The sequence below is a fragment of the Vibrio sp. Y176 genome, from assembly GCF_033438945.1.
Window position 1 is genome coordinate 70,075 of the sequence record NZ_JAWOQS010000009.1, and the last position, 24,270, is coordinate 94,344.

The following is a 24,270-nucleotide window of genomic DNA, read 5'->3' on the forward strand; positions in this document are numbered from 1 at the left end:
TTCTCGATTCTCGATTCTCGATTCTCGATTCTCGATTCTCGATTCTCGATTCTCGATTCTCGATTCTCGATTCTCGATTCTCGAATCGCTTACATGCGCTCTAGAGTATCAATACCTAGTAGAGACAGACCTTGCTTGATGGTCTTCGCTGTTAGCGCTGCTAGTTTCAGACGGCTTTGTTTCACTGCTTCGTCTTCAGCAACTAGGATAGGGCACGCTTCGTAGAAGCTAGAGAACTGACCTGCTAGTTCGAATAGGTAGCTACACATGATGTGTGGTTGACCTTCGCGAGCGACAGATTGAACCGCTTCTTCGAACTGCATAAGCTTAGCAATAAGTGCTTTCTCTTTCTCATCAGTGATTTTGATGTCACCTTGGAGAGCGTCCATAGCAACACCAGCTTTAGCGAAAATAGAAGCTACGCGAGTGTATGCATATTGCATGTATGGTGCTGTGTTACCTTCAAACGCTAACATGTTGTCCCAATCGAACACGTAGTCAGTCGTACGGTGTTTAGATAAGTCAGAGTATTTAACCGCTGCCATTGCAACTGTTTTAGAGATCTTCTCTTTTTCTTCCGCATCTAGCTCAGGGTTTTTAGATTCGATCAGTTGTGCTGCACGAACTTCTGCTTCATCTAGAAGGTCGGCAAGGCGAACGGTACCACCCGCACGAGTCTTGAATGGCTTACCATCTTTACCAAGCATCATGCCGAACGCGTGGTGCTCAAGAGATACTGACTCTGGCACGTAGCCTGCTTTACGAACAATTGTCCAAGCTTGCATTAGGTGCTGGTGTTGACGTGAGTCGATGAAGTAAAGCACACGGTCTGCGCTTAGCTCTTCATAACGATATTTTGCACATGCGATGTCTGTTGTTGTGTATAGGAAACCGCCATCGCGTTTTTGAACGATAACGCCCATTGGTTCGCCATCTTTGTTCTTGTATTCATCTAGGAATACAACTTGCGCGCCATCATCTTCAACGGCAAGACCTTGTTCTTTTAGGTCTGCAACGATCTTAGGAAGCATGTCGTTGTACATGCTCTCGCCCATCACGTCGTCACGAGTCAGTGACACGTTTAGACGGTCGTAGTTGCGCTGGTTTTGGATCATGGTTACATCAACGAGTTTTTTCCACATTTCTGCACAGTACTCGTCACCGCTTTGCAGTTTCACAACGTAGTTTCGCGCCTTTACTGCGAAGTCTTCATCTTCGTCGTACAGCTTTTTCGATTCGCGGTAGAAGCCTTCAAGGTCCGCAAGTTCCATAGAAACTTCGCCAGACTCTTGTTGTACACGCTCAAGGTTTGCGATAAGCATACCGAACTGAGTACCCCAGTCGCCGATGTGGTTCGCACGGATCACTTTGTGACCTAGGAACTCAAGAGTACGTACTACCGCATCACCGATGATGGTTGAACGTAGGTGACCAACGTGCATTTCTTTAGCAACGTTTGGTGCAGAGTAGTCAGCAACGATAGTTTGAGCTTCGTCTTCTGCAACGCCAAGACGTGAGTCAGCCAGTGCTGCTTCCGCTTGTTTTGCTAGGAACTCTTCGCTTAGGAAAATGTTGATGAAACCAGGGCCAGCGATTTCTGTCTTGCTCGCAATACCATCTAGGTCTAGAACATCCAGTACTTTCTGTGCAAATTCTCGTGGGTTAGTACCCAGTTTTTTAGCAACGCCCATTACGCCGTTTGCTTGGTAGTCACCAAATTGTGGCTTTGCTGATTGGCGTACTGCCGCAGGACTGCCTGCAGGTGCGCCAGCGGCTTCTAGAGCCTGAGATACTTTGTCATTAATAAGTGCTTGGATATTCACACGCGTTTCCTTCAATTCAAGGACGAAGAACTCGGCGAAGTAAGTGCCGAGTTCTGTTGGAGTTCACAAAAATGGGGCTAATGATAACAACTTTATTGCTTTTCATACAGAGAGGAATTGGGGAAATTTATACTTTTTCGATTGAATGGAAATGTGGTTTGGTTTGCGTTTACTATTGCGCTCAGAGTAATGAGATAAATCGCCCCAAAAGAGAACCACAATGACGACTCAACTAGTTGAAAAACGCCTAGCGCCTAAATTGATGATCCAAGATCTGGATGCATTTATGGCGAAGATTGAAGAGCTTGCATCCCTGTTAAAACTGGATCTGAGCTTTGCTCAAGCTGACCATATTGCGCTGCGAATTAATGATACTGAAACAGCAAAAGCCGCGCATGAAGCATGGAATCAATACGGTAAGGTGATTTCACAAGCGAAAATCAACGGTCGCCCGATTATTGTTATTGAATTCGACAAAGCGTTAGAAAGCCGTGGCTGGAAGATAGAGTGTCTGGAACTGCCATACCCTGCGGAAGGCAAAATCTACCCAACTGAAAGCTGGGAACATGTGGAGTTTGTTATTCCGTCTCATACCGAAACTGCAGACGAGTTTCTTGCTGATTTGAAACATACTTACCCAGCGTTTGGGGCGCGTTTTAATGAGTTGGAAGAGCTGGGTGTGAAGATCAAACTGTCGAGCCCGAAAGGGGATGGCGAACGCTTGAACAACCCAACGGTGGCGTTTAAGTACCAAGGCATTTGTATCAAGCTGCACCCGCATTCACTTAAGCGTATTGTGGAGTCTGAGCAGGCGTAAAACGCTAGGGTGAGAATTGCTGAGTTGCGATAGGCAAAAAGGGAGCCGAGGCTCCCTTTCGTAAGCGAATCACTATTTAGCCAGTGACTTGCTTTTTGGGTTGGTAATGGAAAGTTTTTTGCCTTTCAACTCTTCATCTAAAGGCAGTGTAAAAGTTTTGGCAAACGGCATTCGTTTACAATGATCCGCCTTGTCTCTAACGATAGTAATAAGAGCTTCTGTCTGTGAGCTTTGCTCTATTTTTAGGCTAAAATCATCGTTCTTACTGCAGCCGTTAGACTCTGTGATAAATGAAATTTGACTCTCACTTGTCCTATAAGTCTCTACCATCATTGCTTGGTGCTCAGACGTCTGGTTTGTTTGCAGTCCTGCGTTTGCTGAACATGCAGTTAAACTGATAGTGCCCAAACCAAGTAGGAATATCTTGAGTCTATGTTTCATCTCGTTACCTTTTTTTGCGTCGTACGAATGAACCTGCAGCCATTAACACCAGTAGGCCAATAGATAAACTGCCGCCTGAACTAGACTTTTTATTAACGTCGTTACCAGCATCGCCCGTATTATCTGTGCTGACTGACATATTTATGTTGCGAACAAATGCTTGCGCGCTGTAAATGCCACTTGAAAACGGGTGTTGGACGTATTCAAACGTTATCGTATTAGATGCTTTGTAAAGATCGATCTGGATCTCTTTATAATCGAGGAGTTGGTTGGTGCTATCGTAAATTTCACCATTAACTAAGATGAACAAGTAATCAAAACCATCGGACATTACTTTGAGATCCATGGTAAGTTTGCCCTTCGGAAGATCGGTCAAAACCAGCTCAGATACACCAGGATAAGCTCCCATATCCGCTGATTGCAGTTCACCATTTTCAGCCGTCCAAGCGTTTTGACCGGTATAAACATTTGCGTCTGCTAGCGGAATGGCATTACGCACTGATCTGCTTGCTTTATCTACACCTGAATACTCGAAAGTTGTTGTGAGTCTGGACAGTTTCGGATGATCGGTAAAGAGCTCTATCGTTGTTTCTGATCCCGAATAGCTAGGTTGGTAGCCGACGGTAATTTGACAGCTTTGCGAAGGCTTTAAGGTACCAGTACAAGTGCTTTTCTCGATGGTACTTCCGTATGATATTGTGCTTTGGTAGATGTTGAATGGGATAGTATCGTCATTACGAATAGTAAAGGTCTCTTGCTGCGCTTTTCGCTCAACGAAACGAAGATCTCGGTACTTAGTGAAGCTGATAGTATTGCGATGGCTATCTATCCATCCATTGTGTTGAAAATGAGCGACGTTGGCGTAAACACCATAAGCGTTTGGTTGAGCACATCCATCCCCCCAGCTGACCACGCCTAGCAATTTGTTGATACCGTTATCATCAACGATGAGTGGACCGCCGCTATCTCCTTGGCAGCTATCTTTACCTCCCCAATAGTATCCGGCGCAAATACCGTCATCTGATACATTAGAGTAGTTTCCTGGTAGGTTTTGGCAGGTAGCTCGATCTACGTATTCCAAATCTACTTGTTGTAAAACGGTTGGGTATATTCGGTCTGTCGTGGACGTATTTCCCCATCCAGCCACGTGCAACTTGTCTCCTACGCGTACGCTATCTAAAAGTTCTGGCGTTGCCAGGTCAATAGTTGCGCTATCGATATTGCGTTCTAATTCAATAAGAGCGATGTCATTGTTCGTTGTTATGTTGTTATATTCATCATGTGAATAGATATTTTTAATGGCGATGCGCTGTGCTTGAGACTCTCTGTTTTTGTCATAAAGACCAAGAACGATATCCAGATCGTCCGCATTAAGACCTTCCACACAGTGCGCAGCAGTTAATACGTATTTTCCACCTAGGAAACTGCCACCACAAAAGTGACCAATAGATGTAGGTTGTCCTTTACGTACCAGTGAAGCAATAAATTTCCAGTCGGAAGTGTTGGCAGGTTCGCCGCCGATAATGCGAGTGGATACATCATTCTGAACAGGCTCAAGAGTATCTGCGATTGTGGTTGCTGGTAAAGTCAGCCCAATCAGAAAAGCCACTAACGTTTTTTTCATTTTAATTCCGTAATATTAACGTGGTTTATTATAAGGAGGGCAAATGATAAACGGAATCATTCTCTCAGTAAATAGTTGTGGAGAAATGAAAAATTATAACGTATCGGTTTAACTTTGATGGTTAGAATTGGAGGGGGGATCTTCTGAAAAGATGAAACCCGCCAAGTTGGACGGGTTTCACTATCGTTGTAACTAGTACGGAGGGATTACAGGATCACTGTCTTATTCCCATAAACAAAGACGTGGTCATTGATCACTTTATTCAAAGCCTTACTCAATACGTTCTTCTCTACATCGCGTCCCGCTTGCGCCATATCTTGGGCATTGAATGTATGGTCGACAGGAATTACGTCTTGCTTGATGATCGGCCCTTCATCTAAATCATTAGTCACGAAGTGTGCTGTTGCACCGATGATTTTCACACCGCGATCGTAAGCTTGTTGATATGGCTTCGCGCCAATAAAAGCAGGTAAGAAGCTGTGATGAATATTAATGATTTTGTGGTGATATTTCTCAACAAACGTCGGCGTTAATACGCGCATGTATTTAGCTAGCACCAAAAAGTCAGCATCGTATTGATCGATCACTTCTAGCATCTTCTGCTCGTGTTCTTCACGGCTAAGGTTTTCATGGGTCACATGGTGGTAAGGAATGTCGAAGCGTTCAGTGAGAGTTTGCAGTTTGTCGTAATTCCCCACCACAGCGGCGATCTCAACATCTAGGCTTCCATCGTAGGTTTTCATCAGAATATCGCCTAAACAATGCGCTTCTTTTGTGACGAGAATGACGATGCGCTTACGGCGAGAGCCAACCAATTTACGCTTAGCACCTTGCGGGAGAGCTTGGTCCAAGTCGGCAAGAAACGTTTGATCGTTGAAGTATCCCTCTAGCTCCGTTCTCATGAAAAAGTGGCCACTGGTATTATCAACAAATTCGTTATTGTGAACGATGTTGAGTTGGTGCTTGTAACAGATATTAGTAATTTTCGAGATGAGACCCGGGGCGTCAGAACAGTGGGTCAACAGTGTTTTCTTTTCCATAAATCAGGTACTTCCATGCATTAATATTTTAGCGTACGAATTTGTTATTATTCCCTGGCGGGTGTAACTGTACTGCCATGTTTCACCATAAATAATCTATTCTTACGTTGGTTTCAACAAAATATCCGCGTGTCGCCGCAAGCTGGTCAGATTGTGGGCTGATGTCACTCCTATTCCTCTGATATACTCTCGATAATTTTTCAAACTCAATACCAAGCATGATCGCAAAAACTTTTTCCTCTGATGGCGCGTTAGGTAAGGCCATTCCTGGCTTTCAAGCTCGTCAGCCACAAATCGATATGGCGGAAGCCGTCAGCAGTGCGATCAAAGATCAAACCCAGTTGGTGGTGGAGGCAGGAACCGGAACCGGTAAGACCTTTGCCTACCTAGTCCCTGCGCTGTTGAGCGGTAAAAAAGTGATTATCAGTACAGGCTCGAAAAACTTGCAAGAGCAGTTGTACCATCGGGACTTACCGCTCATGGTCAATGCGCTTGGTTTTTATGGTCAAGTGGCGTTATTAAAAGGGCGTTCTAATTATCTGTGTTTGGATCGTTTGAGCCGCCAAATGGTCGAAAGCCACACTAATGAATCTGACCCGACGTTATTAACTCAACTGGTTAAAGTGCGTGCTTGGTCATCAGAAACCAAAACAGGTGACCTTGGTGATTGTGATGATCTGCCAGAAGACAGCATGATCATTCCGACTATCACCTCAACCAATGATAACTGTTTAGGTAAAGAATGTCCGAGCTACACCGATTGCTTTGTATTGAAAGCGCGTAAGCGAGCCATGGATTCCGACATTGTTGTAGTGAACCATCACTTGTTTCTTGCTGATTTAGCGATCAAAGAAACAGGATTCGGTGAACTGATTCCAGAAGCCGATGTGTTTATTTTTGATGAAGCTCATCAGTTGCCAGATATTGCGAGCGAATATTTCGGCCAGTCAGTTTCAAGCCGCCAAATTCACGATCTTGCCAAAGACATTGAAATAGCCTATCGCACCGAAGCCAAAGATATGCGTCAATTGCAAAAAGTGGGCGACAAACTCATGCAAAGCGCAATGGACATGCGGATTGTATTGGGTGAGCCAGGCTTTCGTGGCAACTGGCGTGAGGCGTTGCAATCAGGTTCTATTAAGCGAGAATTATTGCGCTTAACTGACAGCCTCGAATTGGCGATTGATGTACTCAAAATAGCCTTAGGGCGCAGTCAATTACTGGATACCGCCTTTGAACGAGCAAATTTGATCAAAGGCCGTATCGACCGGGTATGTGATGTCGATATTACCGGTTACTCATACTGGTACGATACCTCGCCTCGTCATTTCGCTCTGCACATTACGCCTCTTTCTGTCGCGGACAAGTTCCATGAGCAAATAGAGATTAAACAAGGCGCTTGGATTTTCACGTCAGCAACCCTAGCCGTATCGGGCGATTTCAAGCACTTTACTGAGCGCCTTGGCCTCAAGCCTACAAAGCAATTTTCTCTGCCGTCCCCCTTTGATTATCAAAAGCAAGCGCGCCTTTGTGTGCCAAGGTATTTGCCAGAGCCAAACAGTAACGGCTTAGCGGATAAGTTAGTCCGAATGCTTGCTCCGGTGATTGAAGAAAATGATGGTCGCTGCTTCTTTTTATGTACCTCGCACAGCATGATGCGTGAACTAGGTGAGAAGTTCCGAGAAGTACTTGAGCTGCCTGTGTTAATGCAAGGGGAGATGAGTAAGCAGAAAACCTTGGCGGAGTTTATGGAACTGGGTAACGCTTTACTCGTGGCGACGGGCGCTTTCTGGGAAGGGATTGATGTTAGAGGTGATGCGCTGAGCTGTGTTATTATCGACAAATTACCGTTTACCGCCCCTGACGATCCGTTACTCAAAGCCCGTATCGAGGATTGTCGATTACGTGGCGGTGAACCATTTGCTGAAGTACAAATCCCGGATGCAGTGATTACGTTAAAGCAGGGAGTCGGGCGATTAATTCGAGATCAGAAGGATCACGGTGCGTTGATCATTTGTGATAATCGCCTCGTCACGCGAGACTATGGTGGTATTTTCCTCGGAAGTCTACCACCTATCCCAAGGACGCGAGACTTAGATGGAATCAAAGCATTCCTGAAAGCAGAACAATCTGTCACAGACGCAAGTGCTGAGGCATAACCCAATAAATGAGAGTTGTAGAGAGTTAAATGAGCGCAAAAATTCTTGCTATCGATACAGCGACTGAAAACTGTTCAGTTGCGTTGTTGGCTAATGATCAAGTGATTTCACGTAGCGCGGTTGCACCACGCGATCACACCAAAAAAGTACTGCCAATGGTTGATGAAGTACTCAAAGAAGCTGGCCTGACTCTACAAGAGCTGGATGCGTTAGCGTTTGGACGTGGTCCAGGTAGCTTTACTGGCGTTCGTATCGGTATTGGTATCGCACAAGGTTTGGCGTTCGGTGCTGACTTACCTATGATCGGCGTTTCAACGCTGGCTGCAATGGCTCAAGGTAGCTATCGCTTACATGGTGTGACCGATGTCGCTGTGGCTATTGACGCACGTATGGGTGAAGTTTACTGGGCACGTTACACTCGCCAAGCAAACGGTGAGTGGGCAGAGATGGATGCAGAGTGCGTAATTCCACCAGCACGTCTCGTTGAAGAAGCACAAGCAGACGACAAAACGTGGACGACAGCAGGTACTGGTTGGGATGCTTACCAAGAAGTATTAGCAGACCTACCGTTTAATTTGACGCATAGTGACGTTCTGTACCCTGATTCACAAGACATCGTGATTCTTGCTGAACAAGAATTTAAAAAGGGTAATACCGTGCCGGTCGAAGATTCGAGCCCTGTTTATTTACGTGATAATGTGACATGGAAAAAACTTCCTGGTCGCGAATAGTCCGTTTTTCATTAACCTGACAAAAAGCAGGGCGTTTGCCCTGTATTTTTATGGAGTGCTATGGCGTCGATTAATGGCTTGCCTCCTTCTTTGATTCCCGGTGCAAATCGCACTCATAAAGCCAGTCAAAAGAAGCAGGTAAATAAATCACAAACAAAGCAGCCTGTAGGTCAGCCTTCAAAGGTTGCTAACGCCGTGGCGCACTCCATAAAACACGTGGATGAGTCCCAAATTCACCGAGCTCAAGTGCAATATGACCTTCCTGAAGGGGGCGCACGTAAAGCAATGGAGCAGTACATGGACGTCATGAATCGAGCTAAAAAAGAGGAACTGGCTCAATTACTTGGTGTCGATATTTACGTGTGAGATCTCCCCAGCTTGGGGTTACTAATATTGAAAGGTGGTTTATGAAGGTTTTTGGACGGTTTTTTCTCGCATTATTTGCTACGGTTGGTTTGTCTGCGTGTAGCTCTTTGCCAGAGGAGCTAAATGCAAGCACAGAATTGGTCGTTACAGACTATAAAGCGTTTGCTGAGTCTCAGGGGCAAGTGAGTGAAGATGTTCGCCTTGGTGGAATCATCGCTAAAGTGGATAACTTTAAAGATAAAACGCGTCTAGAGATTGTAAACCTTCCTATCAGTAAGTCTGGTAAACCTGATATTGATGAAGAGCCTACGGGGCGTTTTGTCGCCTATTTTGATGGCTATTTAGAGCCTGTCGCCTTTAGTGAAGGCCGTTTGGTGACGGTTGTAGGCAAAGGAGCAGGGGAAGAAGAAGGAAAGATCGGTGAGCACGGTTACATCTTCCCAGTAATTAAGGGGGAAGGGTACCGTTTATGGAAAATTGAAGAACGTGTACGCATGTATGACTCGCCAACCTACTTTTACCCATGTTACTCGATTAACTGCCGCATGTGGCGTAATGATTTCCCGCAAGACGGTAAAGTGATAAAACAGGTCAAATAATCTGCGATGCATGAGCGTCAATTCGAGCTTCCTGCCGGCAAAATGGCAGCCCTTGAGATAGGGAACGAGAAAACGGCTGACTTGTCAGTCGTTTTTCTTCATGGGTGGTTAGATAATGCGGGCAGCTTTAAAGCGCTCATGGAGCAGTTGAATCAACTTAATCCTCACTTACACCTCCTCGCCATCGATCATTTTGGTCACGGTTTATCGAGTCATAAATCTCACGATAATTATTACCCCTTTCACGACTATATTGCCGATTTGTATCAGTTTTTGGACGAATTATCACCAAACAGACTGATATTAGTAGGGCATTCACTTGGTGCTTTAATCGCAAGTTGCTATAGTGCAGCGTTTCCAGAGCAGGTCGAAGCTCTTGTGCAAATTGAGGGAGCAGGACCTCTTCATGAGGATCCTACTAACAGTTTGCCTCGTCTTCGCGATGGCGTTTTAAGTCGAATAAGACAGCAAAACAAGCCAGAGCGAGCCATTGCCTCCTTCGATCTGGCGTTAAAATTACGCATGCAAGCCAACCAATTAACCGCTGAGCAACTTCTACCGATAGTCGAGCGTGGAACAGAGCAGCGAGGAGATAAATGGTATTGGCGGCATGACGCCAAGTTAAAATGTGCGTCGCTTTACCGAATGGCGCAAGCGCATGCTAACTCGATTACCAGCCAAATACGTTGTCCTCATTTGATTGTATTAGGCGATCAAGGATTTCAGAATTTACCATCTAACCAAGCTGATTGGGGAGAGAACCCACCGCAAGTGGTTTCTGTCAAGGGTGGTCATCACTGTCATTTAGAGCAAATACTCGAGGTCGCAACGCGAATTCTTGGTGTAGTTAACAAAATTTAAACAAGTGTTTGAGAGTTGCGTGCTCAAGCACGTTCGCTGTGCTGTAATAGCTTTCAAAATAAAAAGGACGCTATTTTTTAGCCAGTTATAAACGAGGAGTAACATCGTGGATAAACCATGGCTTTCACGTTATCCAAGTGACGTACCTGAAACCATTAATCCAGAGCAATATGAGTCTTTGGTAGAAATGTTTGAACAGTCTGTACAAAAATATGCAGACCAACCAGCATTCATGAACATGGGCTCGGTTATGACCTTCCGTAAATTGGAAGAGCGTAGTCGCGCATTCGCAGCGTATCTGCAAAACGAGTTAAAACTGCAAAAGGGTGACCGTGTTGCTCTGATGATGCCAAACCTACTGCAATACCCAGTGGCGTTGTTTGGTATTTTGCGTGCAGGTTGTATCGCCGTAAACGTTAACCCACTTTACACTCCTCGTGAACTTGAACACCAATTGAATGACTCAGGTGCGACGACGATTGTGATTGTGTCTAACTTTGCGAATACGTTAGAACAAATTGTCGATAAAACACCAGTCAAACACGTAGTGTTAACCAGTCTTGGTCAAATGCTGCCACGAGCGAAAGGTACGATTGTCGATTTTGTCGTGAAGTACGTTAAGGGCATGGTGCCTAAGTACGATTTACCTGGTGCAATCTCAATGCGTCAGGCTCTACGTAAAGGTCGTCGTCTACAATACGTTAAACCGTTTATGTCTGGGGATGACATTGCATTCCTGCAATATACGGGGGGGACGACAGGTGTCGCGAAAGGCGCGATTCTGACTCACCGCAACATGATTGCGAACGTTCTACAGGCAAAAGGCGCGTACGGACCGGTTTTATCTCCGGGGCGTGAATTAGTCGTAACAGCATTACCGCTGTATCACGTATTTGCTCTTACCGTAAACTGTCTGCTGTTTGTCGAAATGGGTGGTCGTAACTTACTTATTACCAACCCTAGAGATATTCCAGGGTTCGTGAAAGAGCTACAAAAGCATCCGTTTACTGCGATTACGGGCGTGAATACCTTATTTAATGCATTGGTCAACAATGAAGATTTCCACGAGTTGGATTTCAGTAATCTACGTTTAGCCGTTGGCGGCGGCATGGCAGTGCAGCGCTCAGTGGCAGAAAGATGGCAAAAGACCACGGGTTGCTATTTGCTCGAAGGTTACGGTCTAACAGAGTGTTCTCCGTTGGTGGCGGCATATCCGCATGATCTTGTTGAATACAATGGCTCTATTGGTCTGCCGGTACCATCAACAGAAGTTCGTATCGTGGACGAAGAAGGTAACGCTCTTGCGAATACTGAAACTGGCGAACTTCAAGTTCGTGGTCCTCAGGTTATGCAAGGTTACTGGCAACGACCTGAAGCAACGAAAGATACGATTAACGAAGACGGCTGGCTATCAACCGGCGACATCGTTAAGTTCGATGACGAAGGCTTCCTGCATATCGTTGACCGTAAGAAAGACATGATCTTAGTATCAGGCTTTAATGTTTACCCGAACGAAATCGAAGACGTTGTAGCACTACACGGAAAAGTACTTGAAGTTGCAGCTATTGGTCAGCCGCATGAAGTGTCTGGTGAATTAGTGAAGATTTATGTCGTGAAACGCGATCCGAGCTTGACCAAAGACGAAGTGATCGCGCATTGTCGAGAACACCTAACTGGCTACAAAGTTCCGAAGTTGGTTGAATTCCGCGAAGACTTACCTAAAACCAATGTCGGTAAGATCTTGCGTCGTGTTTTACGCGAAGAGAATGACGCTGAACTTGCGAAGAAAAGCGCATAAGCCGATTTCGTCGAGTCGAGATATTTAAAAAATGATAGAATGCCAGCGTTTTGCTGGCATTTTTTATAGCGAGAAGTATGTGAACTATCAAATTATTACTAAAAACAAAGACCTAGAAGAGGTTTGCACTCATGCCCGAGAGGCAGACGTAGTGATGCTGGATACCGAATTCGTTCGTATTCGCACTTTCTACCCGCAGTTAGGTCTGATTCAGCTTTTCGATGGTAATCGCCTCTCGCTGATTGATCCGACTGAATTAACGGATATGACGCCGTTTGTAGCGCTATTAAAAGATACTTCTGTGCTAAAAGTGCTGCACGCATGTGGTGAAGATTTAGAAGTTTTCCAAAACGCTTTTGGTTGTACACCATTCCCTATGGTGGATACGCAGCTGATGGCCGCTTTTCTCGGTCACGGCCTATCGACAGGCTTCGCTTCGCTGGTGGAAGAATATTTAGGCGTAGAGCTCGACAAAAGTGAATCACGTACCGACTGGATGGCTCGTCCACTGACACAAAAGCAATTAGATTATGCTGCCGCAGATGTTCATTACTTGTTACCGTTATACGAAAAGCTGTTCGATAAGGTGACGCAAGCAGGTTGGTGGGAAGCTGTACAGCAAGAAAGTGATTTACTCGTTTCGAAACGTATTCGCGTAACCAATGAAGAGCATGCCTACCTTGATATTAAGGGCGCTTGGCAATTAAAACCTTCTGAGCTGGCGATTTTAAAGCCATTGGCGACGTGGCGTTATCGTGAAGCAATCAAACGAGATTTAGCGCTGAACTTTATCTTCAAAGAAGGTGATCTATTAACGGTCGCTCGTCTTGGTTTAACGAACTTTAAGAAGATGGAAGCAGAAGATATTGATATCCGAGCGATTAACCGCCATGGCGCGAAGATTGCCGCGATTGTTAAACAAGCGAAGCAAACACCTTCTGAAGAGTATCCTGCGAAAATTGAGCGTTTAATGGACTATCCGGGTTACAAGCAGGTCTTCAAAAATATGAAAGACTTGGTGAAATCGGCTTCGCAGAAGTCAGGTTTAGCCACGGAGTTCCTTGCCTCTAAAAAGCAGATCAATCAGTTGATCAGTTGGGTTTGGAAAAAAGATCGTGACCCAGAAGTATTGCCTGATTTGATGCAAGGGTGGCGTTTGGATTTACTCGGCGACAAGATGAACAAAGCATTAAAGTAATGAAAGATGAAAAAGGTTGGCCTCGATGCCAACCTTTTTCGTTCTAATTAGAGCATTCGTCTGGCGAGAGAAACTGATTACTTTTCTTCGTCTGGTAGCTTCACATTCAGCTCAAGAACTGAGATATCGTCGTCTTTGTGCTCAAATGTTAAGTCAACCATATTTGGATCAATTGCCACGTACTTGCTGATCACCTTCAAGATGTCTTCTTTTAATTGAGGCAAGTAAGACGGCGCAGGATCATTTTGGCTGCGGCGCTCTGCGACAATGATTTGCAAACGCTCTTTAGCTAGATTCGCAGAAGTTTTCTTCTGTGGACGGAAAAATTCTAATAATGACATGTCTAGCCTCCAAAGAGTCGTTTAAAGAGTCCTTTCTTCTCCTCAGTAAGGAAACGAAATTCAACCTGATTGCCTAATAAGCGATCAACGGTGTCAGAATAAGCCATACCCGCATCGGTGTTATCGTCAAAAGTGACTGGCACACCTTTGTTTGACGCGTTAAGCACGGCTTGGCTTTCTGGAATCACGCCCAGTAGTGGAATATGTAAGATCTCCTCTACGTCTTCAACGCTTAGCATTTCGCCTTGAGTGACGCGAGATGGGTTGTAGCGAGTCAGTAGAAGGTGCTGTTTTACTGGCTCTAGCCCTTGTTCTGCACGCAGTGACTTGGAATCTAAAATACCGAGAATGCGGTCAGAGTCACGCACAGAAGAGACTTCTGGGTTCGTTGTGACAATGGCTTCATCGGCATAGTACAAGGCCATTAACGCGCCTTGCTCGATACCTGCTGGTGAATCACAAATAATGAAATCAAAGCCCATTTCATCAAGTTCGCCGAATACGCGCTGAACACCATCTTTTGTCAGTGCGTCTTTATCACGAGTTTGAGAAGCAGGAAGAATAAATAGGTTGTCCGTGCGCTTATCTTTGATCAGCGCTTGGTTTAATGTCGCTTCGCCGTTAATGACGTTCACAAAGTCATACACGACGCGGCGCTCACAGCCCATGATTAGATCGAGGTTACGCAAACCGATGTCAAAATCGATCACCGCGGTCTTTTTTCCCTTAAGAGCTAGACCAGAGGCGATGGCTGCGCTTGAAGTGGTTTTACCAACGCCACCTTTACCAGACGTTACTACAATAATGCGTGCCATTTTTTTTCCTTTTTAGATTAAATCGCGAGAACTTCTAAATGTAATGATTCATCGGCTTTACTGATCATTACTTTCTTTTGCCAGTACTCGCTTTCAATTTGATCGCTTAACCAGTAGTCACCCGCAATGGATACCAGTTCTGCTTGTAAATCGTGGCAAATAATACGCGCTTCCTGCTGACCACTTGCTCCTGCAATCGCACGACCTCGAAGTGTGCCATGGATATGAATAGAGCCGTCAGCAATGACTTCAGCACCAGCACTTACGTGCGCTAGCACCACCAAATCACCATCTTTTGCGTAGATCTGTTGTCCTGAGCGGACAGGCGTACGAACTACTTTCGTTGGTGCCATTTTGGCAGGTGCTTGGCTTGGTGATTTGCTCGCCGACATAATGGCGAAGCCAGCTTCGGAAGCAAGGTTTTGTACACGCTTGTCTTTACAGCCCGTTACACCGACCGGAATAAAACCAGCATCTGAGATGCCTTGTTTAAGCTTAGGGAAATCAATGTCGCCTTGTACTTTTGCTATATTGATTACCAAAGGCGCGGATGCAAAAAAAGAAGGTGCTTGAGAAACTTTTTCTTGCAAAAATTCGACAGTCTTTGCGATCTCATTGTCAGAAAGGTGTAAAACTGACAATGTAAAACTGCTACCTTTAAGGTCTGGTGAATGGGTCATCGTGGACTTCTTGCCTTTATTGAAAGAGCGTTGCCTTAAACTAGGTATGTCATGTTATATTTCATCCTTTGACGCAGCAAGTTCTCTCGGGGGCAAATAGGTGAATTAATCTCAAATTTGCTATTAAGTTTGCGAGAATTTGACGTTTACAACCTAATCCGCACTCAACGCGGCTAAATCAGCATAAAAGGCGTGTCATGCTTTGTTCTATTTATAAAAGCTCGAAAAAAGAAGGTACTTATCTCTATATTCCGAAAAAGGATGATTTTTCACAGGTTCCTGACACCTTAATGCAGATGTTCGGTAAGCCTATCGCTGTCATGACGATTAAACTTGATGGCCGTAAATTGGCACAAGTTGATATCGAAAAAGTGAAGGCTTCATTACAAAATGATGGCTTCTTTCTTCAGGTTCCACCGCCGCCGGAGAACCTATTAGAAAAGTACAAAGAACAAAAAGCCCAGCAGAAAGGCGAATAACGTCATCGTTTTTCATCTGGGATTTCTGCCTTGCTCAAGGAGGGCAATATGAAAAAGATACTGGCTACCATGCTTAGCGTTGGTATGTGTACCTCGGCTTTTGCAAGTAGCGAGGGTTTTGATGAATACTTGAATAAGCTGCGTGCTGAAGCTCGTGATAAAGGTATCTCAGAGCAGGTCATTAGTGCTGCTTTTGCTAATGTTGAGTACAAGCCCCGAGCAGTAAAAGCGGACCGAAACCAACCAGAAAAGAAACTGACATTGGATGAGTACATTCCTCGCGCGGTGCCTGAATGGAAGGTGAAGCAAGCCAGACAACTCTACAAAGAGCATTACACCGAGCTAAAGCGTATAGGCGATGAGTACGGTGTCCACCCGCGCTTTATTGTGGCGCTTTGGGGAGTTGAAAGTAACTTTGGTAAGTTTACCGGCAACTTTAAAGTGATTGATGCACTATCCACAATGGCATTTGAAGGCCGTCGTGAAGAGTTTTTCCGTAAAGAGACTATGTCGGCACTTCAGATCCTCGATCAAGGCCATATTGAGCTAGAGAACTTTAAAGGCTCATGGGCTGGTGCGATGGGTCAATGCCAGTTTATGCCAAGCTCTTTCCTTCGTTTTGCTGCTGACGGCAACGGTGATGGTAAAAAAGACATATGGCAATCTGAAGCGGACGTGTTTGCATCAACCGCTAACTATTTGAGCAAGTCTGGTTGGGATGATAAATATACTTGGGGTCGCCAAGTTAAGGTTCCTAAAAATATTGATCGCAGCCTAGAAGGGCGCACGGCTGAAAAAGGCAAATACCTTCAAGAGTGGAGCCAATTAGGTATCACAAAATATGACGGTAGCCCGTTGCCAAAACTGGATGAAGACATCAAAGCATGGTTGATCATGCCGGACGACGAGAATGGTCGTACGTATCTGGTTTACAATAACTACAACGTATTGATGAAGTGGAACCGCTCTTACTACTTCGCACTTGCTGTGAGTCACTTGGCTGACCGCATTAAATACTGATCTGCCATCAAACAATTTGGCATTCAGTCTTCAATACAAGGGCTCTTCGGAGCCCTTTGTTTTTTCTATAACCAAATCGAGGTAAAGCGTGTTATCTGAACGTGCCGCACAAATGGTGATTTTCTCCGCTCTTCTTAAACACAAAAGCTTCACAGCTGCTGCAAAGAGCTTAGGCGTGTCGGTGTCTCATGTGAGTAAACAGTTGAGTCAGTTAGAAGCGTCTCTTGGTATCAAGCTTGTTCAACGCACTACGCGAAGCTTTACGCCGACTGAGGCAGGGAAAACCTTTTTTCATCACTGTGAGCAAGTGGTACAAGCGGTGAGCAGCGCCACATTAGAGATGGAAACCCAGCGGGATGAAGTGGCAGGTTTGGTACGTCTTGGGTTGTCGCAATCATTTGGTACCTTACACATTATTCCAGCGATTCAAGAGTTACGCGAACTGTATCCTCAACTTCAAGTGGAAGTACATCTGTTTGACTATAAGGTCGATATGTTAGCCGAAGGGCTCGATTTATGGGTAACCAACAACGAGCATTTGCCTGAAGGTTACATTGCGCAGCGTTTGACGGATTGCCAGTTTGTTGTTGCGGCATCGCCAGATTACTTATTGAAACATGACACGCCAACAGAACCGGATGACCTATCTGCTCACAACTGCCTCATATACAGAAGCTGGGAGCGTGACTATACGGGGTGGGCGTTTACCAAAGATCAGCAAGAATTGAACGTAAAAGTCTCGGGTAACTATTCAGTAGATCTGGCAGAAGCCGTTCGGGATGCGGCTATTGCAGGTTGGGGTATTGCCTACCTTGCCACTTACTTGCTGGGTGATGAGTTCAGAACGGGTAAGTTAATACAGCTGTTACCTGATTGGAAAGCCAGCCAGTCGATGCCGTTTTATGCGGTATACCCAAGCCGCCAGCATATGCCAAAAAAAATATCCGCAGTGATTAACTTTATCAAACAGAAGATCGGCAACCCTTGTCATTGGGACCAACGTTTGGCGCCTTACATCTCTATTCCTAAATAACAGGATCAATGACGTTGTATAACGACACATAAGGTGATTCACTTCACAAAAATTTTTCCTGAATCAGAAACATATTTTCCATATGGAAATAATTAAAATAAGCAAACGTTTATCTTCAATAAATTCAATTGGTTATTTTGTTGGTCAGTTATTGGTCGCTTAAACTTTTCACACTGTTAACATCCTCAACTTGCAGCATTTTGAGTCCGCTATACAATCCGGTGCCTTCCATATCCCCCTTCTGTCGGATTCATTTTATGAACTCAATTATTGGTATCGTAGCCATACTATTCCTAGCATGGCTACTTTCTACAAATAGAAAAAATATAAAGCTGAGAACGGTGTCGTTTGCGTTTGCTTTGCAGGTACTGTTTGCGTTGTTGGTTTTATATGTACCAGCAGGACGAGATGCGCTGAATTCAGTGAGCAGTGTTGTGTCGAATTTGATCAACTATGGTCAAGAGGGCATTGCGTTTTTATTCGGTAATTTGGCGACAGGGGGCTTCACCTTTGCGATCAATGTTCTGGGTATCATCGTTTTCTTCTCCTCTCTTATCTCAGGTCTTTATCACATTGGTGTGATGCCAAAAATCATTAACTTTATCGGTGGTGGTATTCAAAAGCTGCTGGGTATCGGTCGTGCTGAGTCTTTGTCTGCTACGGCGAATATCTTTGTTGGCACCATTGAAGCACCATTAATGGTAAAGCCTTACCTAAAACACATGACTGACTCGCAGTTCTTTGCAGTTATGACAGGTGGTTTAGCGTCAGTTGCTGGCGGAACGTTGGTTGGTTACGCATCACTGGGTGTCGACCTCAACTATCTTATTGCTGCTGCATTTATGTCAGCACCTGCCGGCTTGTTGATGGCAAAAATTTTAATGCCAGAAGATACGGATAAAGCAGCAGATATCGACATTAGCCAAGTTGAAATTCCACGTGCAACCAACGTAGTAGAAGCATTAGCCGATGGTGCCATGGCGGGTGTACGCATTGCTGTATCGGTCGGTGGTACGTTACTGGCGTTTATTAGTGTCATTGCAATGCTAAACGGCATGTTAGGCTGGATAGGTGATCTTATTGGGACACCATTAAGTTTTGAGCTCATCCTAGGTTTTGTGTTTGCGCCAGTCGCTTGGTTGTTGGGTATACCATGGCAAGAAGCAACCACAGCAGGCTCGCTGATTGGTAACAAGATTGTGGTGAATGAGTTCGTCGCTTTCATCCAGCTTGCAGAAGTGAAGTCTCAACTTAGTGAACACTCACAAGCAATCGTGACGTTTGCTTTGTGTGGCTTTGCAAACATCTCAAGCATGGCGATGCTGATTGGTGGGTTGGGCTCATTGGTACCAGAAAAGCGTGCATTTGTTTCTAAGCATGGTTTCCGTGCGATTATCGCTGGTGTCATGGCGAACTTAATGAGCGCTTCGATTGCGGGCGTGATTTTAAGTCTGTAATTGAAATAGATATCAACAATTAGCAAAAAGGCTCCTTGCGGAGCCTTTTTCGTATCTGAAGTTTTACATTATTTGTCTGTGTGGAACTGTTCGCAAGCGAGCATTGTGTTCTCAATTAAACTTGCGACGGTCATTGGGCCAACACCACCAGGAACAGGAGTAATAAAGCTCGCACTTTCACGTGCTTTGTCGTATTCCACGTCACCAACTAGTTTGCCTGAATCAAGACGGTTAATACCGACATCGACCACCACTGCGCCTTTTTTAATCCACTCACCAGGGATGAAGTTAGGCTTACCAACCGCAACCACGACAACGTCAGCTTGACGCACATGACTCTCTAGGTCTTTGGTAAAACGGTGACATGTTGTTGTTGTGCAGCCCGCAAGCAGCAGCTCAAGTGTCATTGGACGACCAACAATGTTTGATGCGCCAACCACAACCGCATGTTTACCACGTAGCTCAATGTTGTAACGGTCGAGTAGGGTAATGATGCCCTTTGGCGTGCAAGAGCGAAGCTTTGGAATACGTTGCGCAAGACGGCCAACGTTATAAGGGTGGAAGCCATCCACGTCCTTCTCTGGGTGAATGCGCTCTAAAACATGTGTTGTGTCTATGCCCGCAGGAAGGGGTAATTGCACTAGAATGCCGTCAATTTCATCATCGTTGTTTAATTCATCAATCAGCGCTAGTAACTCTTCTTCTGAGCTAGACGCAGGAAGGTCAAAAGACTTAGAAACAAACCCAACTTCTTCACATGCGCGGCGTTTGCTACCGACATAAACCTGAGAAGCAGGATCTTCACCAACTAGAACCACTGCTAAACCAGGAGCACGTAGCCCAGCTTCAACACGTGCTTTAACACGTGCAGCCACTTCGGATCGAACAGTTTGGGAAATGAGAGTTCCGTCTATATTTTGAGCAGTCATGACTTTCCTTATAAATTAAGAAGGCAGATTATCTGCGGCGCATTGTCGCAGAATTTCTTATCAACATCCATACGCAAACGTTTGCTTTGTGGTGTTTTTGAACATTAAGCGTTTTAATGGACTTTTTTTAGGCATTCAGATCAGAATGTTATGAAAACCCGTTGATTTACCCGTTTGAACTCGTATAATCCTGTCCCTGTAGCGCGCCCTTAGCTCAGCTGGATAGAGCACGTCCCTTCTAAGGATGTGGTCATTGGTTCGAATCCAATAGGGCGTGCCATTTATTCAAAAGCCCCGATAACTCTTTGAGTTGTCGGGGCTTTGTCGTTTTTAGGTTTTTGGCTGTAATTGCCACTCTATCTACAACTTTTGAATGGCATTCTAGCCATTGCAATTTCTAGCAATCTGGATAGCCACCAACAAAAAAGCGCTGGTTAACCAGCGCTTTTGCATTTATTAAGGGAATTACATCTTTTTAAAGATGATGGAGGTGTTGATGCCGCCAAAGGCGAAGTTGTTACTCATCAAATATTTCACGTCCAGCTCTCGACCTTGTCCAGCGATGTAGTCTAAATCGCCACATTGCTCGTCGAGGTTTTCTAGGTTGAGCGTTGGGTTAAACCAACCTGTGTGCATCATTTCTAAACCTAGCCACGCTTCAATCGCGCCACAGGCGCCTAGTGTGTGGCCAAAGTAGCTCTTGAGTGAACTTATTGGCACTTTGCCCAGAGCATTCGCTGTTGCGTTGCTTTCCGCAATATCGCCGCGGTCGGTGGCAGTGCCGTGAGCAGATACATAGTCGATCTTCTCAGCAGGAATCCCCGCGTTTTGCAAAGCCATTTCCATACAGATTTGCATGGTTTCCATCTGTGGTTGAGTGACGTGTGCGGCATCACAGTTGCTGGCAAAACCGATGATTTCTGCATAGATTTTCGCGCCACGAGCGACGGCGTGTTCGTACTCTTCCAGAACTAGCGTTCCCGCACCTTCACCAATCACCAAACCATCGCGATCGGAGTCATAAGGTCTTGGTGTGCTTTTCGGGTCTTCATTCTTTAGACTGGTGGCAAAAAGGGTATCGAAGACAGCGGATTCCGTTGGGCACAATTCTTCAGCGCCACCAGCAACCATGACCGTTTGGTAGCCGTGCTTGATCGCTTCGTAGGCGTAGCCGATTGCTTGGCTGCCAGAGGTACATGCACTGCTGGTTGGGATCACTCGGCCTTTCAAACCGAAAAATAGACCAACGTTCACTGCCGTGGTATGCGGCATCATCTGCACGTAAGTCGTTGCGGTGATCGCTTTAGTGGTTTTCTCATTCAGCATGACACCAAATGCGCCGATTGCGTCAGTACTGCCTGTTGATGAGCCGTATGCGATACCCGTTTGACCATTGGTGAGTACGTCGTTACCAATCAAACCTGCTTGGCTCAGTGCGTTTTCTGTTGCGACGGTCGCCAATTTAGAAACACGCCCCATGCCGCGTACTTGCTTGCGCTTGTAGTGCTTTGGCAGTTCAAAATCTAAAATTGGTGCCGCGAGCTTGGTGTTCAAACCATCATACTGTTCGTAAGAAGGCATGTATTGCGTCGCGTTCTGGCAGTCACGCAGTTTTGGCTCGACAGATTGCCAATTGTTACCAAACGCAGTCACGCCCGACATTCCGGTTACAACGACTCGACGGTTCATACTAGGCCTCCGTTTACCGAAATGACTTGGCGAGTTACATAGCCTGCGATGTCAGACATAAGGTAACTGACTAAACCAGCAACTTCTTCTGGCTCTCCCATGCGGCGCAAAGGAATTTGCGGCATCGCATGTTCTTTCACGTGTTCGTCTACCATGCCTGTGTCGATAAGCCCTGGAGCAACGCAGTTGACGGTGATTTTGCGTTTTGCCAGTTCAAGCGCGAGTGATTTTGTTGCACCAATTACGCCCGCTTTCGCTGCGCTGTAGTTAGTTTGACCACGATTCCCCATTAGGCCAGAGACTGATGCAAGGGTAACAATTCGGCCGCCTTTGCGCTTTTGCACCATTGGCATAACACAAGGGTGAAGAACGTTGTAGAAGCTGTCTAAGTTGGTATGAATCACACCATCCCATTCTTCTTCGGTCATCGCAGGGAAAGCGGTATCTTTTGTGATGCCAGCGTTGTTTACTACGCCATAGTAAGCGCCGTGTTCGGCGATATCGGCTTCTAGCTTCTCACGACAATCTGCACGGTCACTGATGTCGAATTGGATAAGACGACCGCTACCACCATGCTGTTCGATGGTGTTTAGGGTGTCTTGCGCGCCTTGTTGATCGCCCATGTAATGGACAATGACTTGGAAACCATCTTTGGCTAATTGAACGGCAATGGCTTTACCGATGCCTTTGCTGGCACCTGTAACGAGGACTTGTCGGGTCATTGTTGACTCCTGATTTTCATTTCTTGTAATTTTTCTTCTGATGGAACGTAAACGTTCAATTGGCAAGTCGCTACAACAGTTCCTTGTAGCTCAATACGGGCTGAAAAAACCGCCATACCGTTATCTTCCATAACTTTTTCAGCATACACATCGAGCACCTGTCCGCGAGAAAACGTATCGCATTCAGACGTGTATCGACGGCTACCAAGCAAAAAGCCAATCGGTGGCGCTTGTTCTTTCATTAATGCGTGGTAACCAGACCACGCCGCGACAGATTGCGCCATAAACTCAATGCCAACGTAAGCTGGCACAGTTTGAGAGGCCGAGTCGAAGAACGGGTTGTGTTCTGCGATATCAACCTGGCAGTGAATCGTATCTTGTTGAACATCCAAAGCACGATCGACCAAGATCATTGGTTTGTCGTGTGGCAAAAGTTGTTCGATGGGAGGAAGTTTAGTCATGAGCGTAACCAAAAATAAGACTAATATTATTGCCACCAAAAGCAAAAGAGTTGCTGAGAATCGCTTTGTTACCCAGTTTGGTTGGCGTCTCAACTAACGATATATGGATATCGTCTGCTTTGGTTTCGCAGTGTTGTATTGGCAAATCAAGGTTGTACTTGAGAATATGCCAAGCGATCGCGGCTTCCGTTGCACTTGCTGCGCCTAATGTGTGTCCGGTAAGTGGCTTTGTCGAGCTTACGGGAACGGAGTCACCAAAGCAGCGATGAATGGCTTTGCTTTCCATCGCATCGTTTAACGGCGTTGCTGTGCCATGCGCGTTGATGTAACCAATGTCTTGCGCTGTAAGTCCTGCATTGGCCAACGCTTTTTTCATCGCTTCTTCTGCGCCTAACCCTTCTGGATGTGGTGCGGAAATATGGTGTGCGTCTGAGCTGTCGCCAGCTCCGAGAAGAGCAACGGGCGCAGGTGTTTTGCTTAGCAACATTAATGCTGCGGTTTCACCGATATTGATGCCGTTGCGATGTTGGTCAAACGGCTTACAAAGGGTATCGGATAGAGCTTCTAAACCGTTAAAGCCGTTTAGTGTGAGGCGACAAATGGTATCCACACCACCCACAATAACCGCATCAACAATGCCAGAGCGAATCAGGCGTTGCGCGGTTAAAAAGACACGGCCACTAGAAGAACAGGCGGTTGAAACTGAGTAATGTGGGCCGCTCAAATCAAAGTAGGCGGCAATAAAATCGCTGCAGTTGCCAAGCTCTTGTTTGGTGTAATGGTAGTCGGCAGGAAAATTACCCTTTGCCAGCTTTTCACCAAATGCGATTTCGCCATCTGAAATGCCAGATGTGCTGGTGCCGATCACGACTGCGATACGGTCACGACCATATTTAGCAATGGCGTCACGCACGTCGCCTTCGATTTGCTGCAAAGCCGAAAGTGCGAGGCGGTTGTTTCTCGTATCAAACTGGCTGAGTGCGGGTGGTAATTGCGGTAACGTCTGTGCGATTCGACCGATTACTGTTTGGCGGCCTGAATTTAAAATATCTCGGTCAACCACCATGTTGGATGGCTTCGCTCCCGATAAACACTGGTGGATGAGCGCATCATCTTGTCCCATGGCAGAGTTAAAGCCACAGGCCTGAATATACAAAGGTTGAGAAGAGCGAATAGGCATATTGTTA

At 45.7% G+C, this 24,270-nt stretch carries 24 protein-coding genes and 1 tRNA gene; 13 read left to right on the plus strand and 12 right to left on the minus strand.

Annotated elements, in window-relative coordinates:
• Positions 1-89: 89 nt before the first annotated feature.
• On the minus strand, positions 90-1,823 hold the full coding sequence (gene argS, locus R7O13_RS19385) for an arginine--tRNA ligase (protein ID WP_054576704.1): 1,734 nt from the start codon (positions 1,821-1,823) through the stop codon (positions 90-92).
• Positions 1,824-2,043: 220 nt separating this feature from the next.
• On the opposite strand from argS, the gene R7O13_RS19390 reads away from it, so the two are divergent.
• A complete protein-coding gene (locus tag R7O13_RS19390) occupies positions 2,044-2,640 on the plus strand; it encodes a VOC family protein (RefSeq protein WP_167415073.1) in 597 nt (198 codons plus the stop codon).
• 72 nt (positions 2,641-2,712) lie between these two features.
• On the opposite strand, the gene R7O13_RS19395 is transcribed toward R7O13_RS19390, so the two are convergent.
• The 3 genes from R7O13_RS19395 to purU all read right to left on the minus strand — a co-directional run bounded on the left by R7O13_RS19395 (position 2,713) and on the right by purU (position 5,745).
• On the minus strand, positions 2,713-3,081 hold the full coding sequence (locus R7O13_RS19395; protein WP_005382200.1) for a hypothetical protein: 369 nt from the start codon (positions 3,079-3,081) through the stop codon (positions 2,713-2,715).
• Between the two features lie 4 nt (positions 3,082-3,085).
• Positions 3,086-4,705, minus strand: a complete 1,620-nt coding sequence (locus tag R7O13_RS19400) for a S1 family peptidase (protein ID WP_005382202.1) — start codon at positions 4,703-4,705, stop codon at positions 3,086-3,088.
• A gap of 206 nt (positions 4,706-4,911) precedes the next feature.
• Positions 4,912-5,745, minus strand: a complete 834-nt coding sequence (gene purU, locus R7O13_RS19405) for a formyltetrahydrofolate deformylase (RefSeq protein WP_005382206.1) — start codon at positions 5,743-5,745, stop codon at positions 4,912-4,914.
• A 218-nt stretch (positions 5,746-5,963) separates the two neighbouring features.
• Here purU and R7O13_RS19410 point away from each other — a divergent pair, with 218 nt between their 5' ends.
• The 7 genes from R7O13_RS19410 to rnd all read left to right on the plus strand — a co-directional run bounded on the left by R7O13_RS19410 (position 5,964) and on the right by rnd (position 13,457).
• Positions 5,964-7,904: an ATP-dependent DNA helicase gene (locus tag R7O13_RS19410; protein WP_005382210.1), complete on the plus strand. Its 1,941-nt coding sequence runs from the start codon at positions 5,964-5,966 to the stop codon at positions 7,902-7,904.
• Between the two features lie 29 nt (positions 7,905-7,933).
• The gene (gene tsaB, locus R7O13_RS19415; RefSeq protein WP_017819943.1) at positions 7,934-8,635 is read left to right on the plus strand and encodes a tRNA (adenosine(37)-N6)-threonylcarbamoyltransferase complex dimerization subunit type 1 TsaB; all 702 of its coding nucleotides are present in this window, start codon (positions 7,934-7,936) and stop codon (positions 8,633-8,635) included.
• Positions 8,636-8,695: 60 nt separating this feature from the next.
• Positions 8,696-9,001: a hypothetical protein gene (locus tag R7O13_RS19420; RefSeq protein ID WP_017819942.1), complete on the plus strand. Its 306-nt coding sequence runs from the start codon at positions 8,696-8,698 to the stop codon at positions 8,999-9,001.
• Positions 9,002-9,042: 41 nt separating this feature from the next.
• Positions 9,043-9,600 carry a Slp family lipoprotein gene (locus R7O13_RS19425; RefSeq protein WP_005382214.1) on the plus strand — a complete coding sequence of 186 codons (558 nt, stop codon included), beginning with the start codon at positions 9,043-9,045 and terminating at the stop codon, positions 9,598-9,600.
• A gap of 6 nt (positions 9,601-9,606) precedes the next feature.
• On the plus strand, positions 9,607-10,461 hold the full coding sequence (locus tag R7O13_RS19430; protein ID WP_005382215.1) for an alpha/beta fold hydrolase: 855 nt from the start codon (positions 9,607-9,609) through the stop codon (positions 10,459-10,461).
• Between the two features lie 106 nt (positions 10,462-10,567).
• Positions 10,568-12,259, plus strand: a complete 1,692-nt coding sequence (fadD, locus tag R7O13_RS19435; protein ID WP_005382216.1) for a long-chain-fatty-acid--CoA ligase FadD — start codon at positions 10,568-10,570, stop codon at positions 12,257-12,259.
• 79 nt (positions 12,260-12,338) lie between these two features.
• Positions 12,339-13,457: a ribonuclease D gene (gene rnd, locus R7O13_RS19440; RefSeq protein WP_138939406.1), complete on the plus strand. Its 1,119-nt coding sequence runs from the start codon at positions 12,339-12,341 to the stop codon at positions 13,455-13,457.
• A 77-nt stretch (positions 13,458-13,534) separates the two neighbouring features.
• Here rnd and minE read toward each other — a convergent pair whose 3' ends face one another.
• Genes minE through minC form a run of 3 tightly spaced genes read right to left on the minus strand, consistent with a single transcriptional unit; the run spans position 13,535 to position 15,293 of the window.
• The gene (gene minE / locus R7O13_RS19445; RefSeq protein WP_005388332.1) at positions 13,535-13,798 is read right to left on the minus strand and encodes a cell division topological specificity factor MinE; all 264 of its coding nucleotides are present in this window, start codon (positions 13,796-13,798) and stop codon (positions 13,535-13,537) included.
• A 2-nt stretch (positions 13,799-13,800) separates the two neighbouring features.
• Positions 13,801-14,613 carry a septum site-determining protein MinD gene (minD, locus tag R7O13_RS19450; RefSeq protein ID WP_005388331.1) on the minus strand — a complete coding sequence of 271 codons (813 nt, stop codon included), beginning with the start codon at positions 14,611-14,613 and terminating at the stop codon, positions 13,801-13,803.
• Between the two features lie 17 nt (positions 14,614-14,630).
• Positions 14,631-15,293: a septum site-determining protein MinC gene (gene minC, locus R7O13_RS19455; RefSeq protein WP_005382304.1), complete on the minus strand. Its 663-nt coding sequence runs from the start codon at positions 15,291-15,293 to the stop codon at positions 14,631-14,633.
• Between the two features lie 197 nt (positions 15,294-15,490).
• On the opposite strand from minC, the gene R7O13_RS19460 reads away from it, so the two are divergent.
• From R7O13_RS19460 to R7O13_RS19475, 4 genes are all read left to right on the plus strand, one after another.
• Complete coding sequence (locus R7O13_RS19460; RefSeq protein WP_005382303.1) at positions 15,491-15,772, plus strand: YcgL domain-containing protein; 282 nt, start codon at positions 15,491-15,493, stop codon at positions 15,770-15,772.
• A gap of 48 nt (positions 15,773-15,820) precedes the next feature.
• Positions 15,821-16,792 (plus strand): lytic transglycosylase domain-containing protein, encoded by a 972-nt coding sequence (locus tag R7O13_RS19465; RefSeq protein ID WP_005388330.1) that lies wholly within the window; start codon positions 15,821-15,823, stop codon positions 16,790-16,792.
• Between the two features lie 88 nt (positions 16,793-16,880).
• Complete coding sequence (locus R7O13_RS19470) at positions 16,881-17,825, plus strand: LysR family transcriptional regulator (protein WP_017634801.1); 945 nt, start codon at positions 16,881-16,883, stop codon at positions 17,823-17,825.
• A gap of 257 nt (positions 17,826-18,082) precedes the next feature.
• Positions 18,083-19,282: a NupC/NupG family nucleoside CNT transporter gene (locus tag R7O13_RS19475; RefSeq protein WP_005382298.1), complete on the plus strand. Its 1,200-nt coding sequence runs from the start codon at positions 18,083-18,085 to the stop codon at positions 19,280-19,282.
• A gap of 68 nt (positions 19,283-19,350) precedes the next feature.
• Here the strand turns inward: R7O13_RS19475 and folD are convergent, their stop codons facing one another.
• Positions 19,351-20,211, minus strand: coding sequence for a bifunctional methylenetetrahydrofolate dehydrogenase/methenyltetrahydrofolate cyclohydrolase FolD (gene folD, locus R7O13_RS19480; protein ID WP_005382297.1), 861 nt, complete (start codon positions 20,209-20,211; stop codon positions 19,351-19,353).
• A gap of 203 nt (positions 20,212-20,414) precedes the next feature.
• Between folD and R7O13_RS19485 the strand changes: the two genes are divergently transcribed.
• Positions 20,415-20,491 (plus strand) — tRNA-Arg (locus R7O13_RS19485).
• Positions 20,492-20,676: 185 nt separating this feature from the next.
• On the opposite strand, the gene R7O13_RS19490 is transcribed toward R7O13_RS19485, so the two are convergent.
• Genes R7O13_RS19490 through R7O13_RS19505 form a run of 4 tightly spaced genes read right to left on the minus strand, consistent with a single transcriptional unit; the run spans position 20,677 to position 24,263 of the window.
• Positions 20,677-21,900, minus strand: coding sequence for a beta-ketoacyl-ACP synthase (locus R7O13_RS19490; protein WP_021485418.1), 1,224 nt, complete (start codon positions 21,898-21,900; stop codon positions 20,677-20,679).
• Positions 21,897-22,622 carry a 3-oxoacyl-ACP reductase FabG gene (gene fabG / locus R7O13_RS19495; RefSeq protein WP_005388326.1) on the minus strand — a complete coding sequence of 242 codons (726 nt, stop codon included), beginning with the start codon at positions 22,620-22,622 and terminating at the stop codon, positions 21,897-21,899. Before fabG ends, R7O13_RS19490 begins: the two co-directional genes overlap by 4 nt.
• On the minus strand, positions 22,619-23,083 hold the full coding sequence (locus R7O13_RS19500) for a hotdog family protein (protein WP_017634799.1): 465 nt from the start codon (positions 23,081-23,083) through the stop codon (positions 22,619-22,621). The genes fabG and R7O13_RS19500 overlap by 4 nt, the downstream gene beginning before the upstream one ends.
• On the minus strand, positions 23,076-24,263 hold the full coding sequence (locus tag R7O13_RS19505) for a beta-ketoacyl-[acyl-carrier-protein] synthase family protein (RefSeq protein WP_318304500.1): 1,188 nt from the start codon (positions 24,261-24,263) through the stop codon (positions 23,076-23,078). Before R7O13_RS19505 ends, R7O13_RS19500 begins: the two co-directional genes overlap by 8 nt.
• Positions 24,264-24,270: the final 7 nt, after the last annotated feature.

What these genes read in the sequence shown, in the direction of transcription:
- R7O13_RS19490 (WP_021485418.1), bottom strand. Translation starts at nt 21,900, where the DNA reads ATGAACCGTCGAGTCGTTGTAACCGGAATGTCGGGCGTGACTGCGTTT.
- R7O13_RS19400 (WP_005382202.1), bottom strand. Translation starts at nt 4,705, where the DNA reads ATGAAAAAAACGTTAGTGGCTTTTCTGATTGGGCTGACTTTACCAGCA.
- tsaB (WP_017819943.1), top strand. Translation starts at nt 7,934, where the DNA reads ATGAGCGCAAAAATTCTTGCTATCGATACAGCGACTGAAAACTGTTCA.
- R7O13_RS19460 (WP_005382303.1), top strand. Translation starts at nt 15,491, where the DNA reads ATGCTTTGTTCTATTTATAAAAGCTCGAAAAAAGAAGGTACTTATCTC.
- R7O13_RS19395 (WP_005382200.1), bottom strand. Translation starts at nt 3,081, where the DNA reads ATGAAACATAGACTCAAGATATTCCTACTTGGTTTGGGCACTATCAGT.
- folD (WP_005382297.1), bottom strand. Translation starts at nt 20,211, where the DNA reads ATGACTGCTCAAAATATAGACGGAACTCTCATTTCCCAAACTGTTCGA.
- R7O13_RS19505 (WP_318304500.1), bottom strand. Translation starts at nt 24,263, where the DNA reads ATGCCTATTCGCTCTTCTCAACCTTTGTATATTCAGGCCTGTGGCTTT.
- minC (WP_005382304.1), bottom strand. Translation starts at nt 15,293, where the DNA reads ATGACCCATTCACCAGACCTTAAAGGTAGCAGTTTTACATTGTCAGTT.
- minE (WP_005388332.1), bottom strand. Translation starts at nt 13,798, where the DNA reads ATGTCATTATTAGAATTTTTCCGTCCACAGAAGAAAACTTCTGCGAAT.
- purU (WP_005382206.1), bottom strand. Translation starts at nt 5,745, where the DNA reads ATGGAAAAGAAAACACTGTTGACCCACTGTTCTGACGCCCCGGGTCTC.
- R7O13_RS19420 (WP_017819942.1), top strand. Translation starts at nt 8,696, where the DNA reads ATGGCGTCGATTAATGGCTTGCCTCCTTCTTTGATTCCCGGTGCAAAT.
- R7O13_RS19390 (WP_167415073.1), top strand. Translation starts at nt 2,044, where the DNA reads ATGACGACTCAACTAGTTGAAAAACGCCTAGCGCCTAAATTGATGATC.
- R7O13_RS19410 (WP_005382210.1), top strand. Translation starts at nt 5,964, where the DNA reads ATGATCGCAAAAACTTTTTCCTCTGATGGCGCGTTAGGTAAGGCCATT.
- R7O13_RS19500 (WP_017634799.1), bottom strand. Translation starts at nt 23,083, where the DNA reads ATGACTAAACTTCCTCCCATCGAACAACTTTTGCCACACGACAAACCA.
- R7O13_RS19430 (WP_005382215.1), top strand. Translation starts at nt 9,607, where the DNA reads ATGCATGAGCGTCAATTCGAGCTTCCTGCCGGCAAAATGGCAGCCCTT.
- R7O13_RS19465 (WP_005388330.1), top strand. Translation starts at nt 15,821, where the DNA reads ATGAAAAAGATACTGGCTACCATGCTTAGCGTTGGTATGTGTACCTCG.
- R7O13_RS19425 (WP_005382214.1), top strand. Translation starts at nt 9,043, where the DNA reads ATGAAGGTTTTTGGACGGTTTTTTCTCGCATTATTTGCTACGGTTGGT.
- minD (WP_005388331.1), bottom strand. Translation starts at nt 14,613, where the DNA reads ATGGCACGCATTATTGTAGTAACGTCTGGTAAAGGTGGCGTTGGTAAA.
- R7O13_RS19475 (WP_005382298.1), top strand. Translation starts at nt 18,083, where the DNA reads ATGAACTCAATTATTGGTATCGTAGCCATACTATTCCTAGCATGGCTA.
- fabG (WP_005388326.1), bottom strand. Translation starts at nt 22,622, where the DNA reads ATGACCCGACAAGTCCTCGTTACAGGTGCCAGCAAAGGCATCGGTAAA.